The organism is Myxococcus sp. AB025B, assembly GCF_006518215.1.
Classification (GTDB): Bacteria; Myxococcota; Myxococcia; order Myxococcales; family Myxococcaceae; genus Myxococcus; species Myxococcus fulvus.
In genome coordinates this window covers 1-1,620 of record NZ_SRLW01000611.1, presented here as the reverse complement: position 1 = coordinate 1,620, position 1,620 = coordinate 1, and the positions used below count along the sequence as shown (strand labels likewise).

The following is a 1,620-nucleotide window of genomic DNA, read 5'->3' as shown; positions in this document are numbered from 1 at the left end:
CGTGAAGGCGAACACCCGCCGCCCCCGGTGACGCGCCACCTGGATGAGCAGGTGCGCCGCGGCGCCAAAGCCATACATCCCCAGCCGCGCGCCCGCGCCCGCCATGCGCAGGCTCCGATAGCCGATGAGCCCCGCGCACATCAGCGGCGCCGCGTGCGCATCATCGAGCCCTGGCGGCAGCGGGAAGCAGAACGCGTGATGCGCCAGCGTGTACTCCGCGTAGCCGCCATCCACCTGGTAGCCGGTGAAGCGGGCGAAGTCGCAGAGGTTCTCGCGCCCGGAGACGCAGAAGCGGCACTGGCCACACGTCCAGCCGAGCCAGGGGACCCCCACGCGCGTGCCCGGCTCCAGCCCCAGCACCTCGGAGCCCACCTCCGCCACGCTCGCCACGATTTCGTGTCCGGGAACCACCGGCAGCTTGGGGCGGGGCAGCTCACCGTCCACCAGGTGCAGGTCCGTGCGGCACACCGCGCAGGCCCTCACGCGCAACAGCACCTCCTGCGGCCCCGGATGGGGGATGGGCCAGCGCTCCTCGCGCAGCGGCTGTCCCGGCGCGTGCAGCGCCATCACGCGCATGGTGCCTTCCATGGGCCTGCCCCCCGGACCGCCCACCCCAGGTGAGCGCATCCGAGGGGAACATGGGGCGGGGCCTCCACGTCGGGAAGCGCCCGCCCCTCCCGCTCAAATCTGCACGCCCGCGAGGATGCCCGGCCAGGTGCGCACGATGGTGCGCCCGCTGTCGGAGACCTCCCGCCACTCCGGACCGATGCCCAGGTCCTTCCACGGGTCGCTCCCGTTCCAGGTGACGAGCGTGTTGGCGCTGACGCCGCCGAACACCGCGAAGCGCTTGGACAGCTGCCAGCCCGCCATCACCCGCAGCTGCCCGAGCACGTGGTTCGTGTCGTCGTCGAAGTCGAACAGCCGGTTGGCGTGCACGCTCGAGCCGAGCAGGTCCACGTCGAAGAAGAACCGCCCCGCGGGGATGTGCCCACCCACGCCCGCGCCCAGCGTGTAGCGCCGCCGCTCTCCGCCCATCGGCGGGTTCAGGCCCACGGTGAACAGCGTGTACAGGTGACGTCCGCCCAGCTTCACCCCCACGTTCGTGAGCGCCACGTCGCTGGCCCAAAGCTGGAGGTGCGCCTGACCGTTGCCGACGAAGCTCAGCAGGCCCACCGACTCGCCCTCCGTCTCACCCGCGAAGTTGAGCAGCCCCACCTGCGCGCCGTCCATGTGGCGCGCCACGTTCACCAGCCCCACCTGCGCGCCGTCCACGTCGCCGCCCACGTTGATGAGGGACACCTGCGCGCCGGCCAGCCTGCTCGCGTAGCTGACGCCGGACGACATCTGCAGGCCCGTCAGCTCCGAGGCCACGTTGACGCCCGCCGCCATCTGCACGCCGCGAGACACGCCGCGCGCCACGTTGGCGCCCACCGCCATCTGCAAGCCCTTGAGCGTGCCCCCCGCCAGGTTGCCGCCCACCGAGAGCTGCGCGCCCACCACGTTGGCGCCCGCCACGTTGGCACCCACGCCCAGCTGCGCGCCGTCCAGCGCCTGCGTCGCCACGTTCGCGCCCACCGTGAGCTGCGTGCCCTTCATCGTGCCGCGCACGATGTTCGCGCC

At 72.5% G+C, this 1,620-nt stretch carries 1 protein-coding gene and 1 pseudogene; both read right to left on the bottom strand.

Annotated elements, in window-relative coordinates; all coding sequences use genetic code 11:
• A partial coding sequence (locus FL311_RS43035; RefSeq protein WP_153882732.1) for an alcohol dehydrogenase catalytic domain-containing protein occupies window positions 1–588 on the bottom strand: 588 nt, incomplete at its 3' end.
• A gap of 93 nt (window positions 589–681) precedes the next feature.
• Window positions 682–1,620 (bottom strand): annotated as a pseudogene (locus tag FL311_RS44695) (hypothetical protein); the annotation flags it as partial.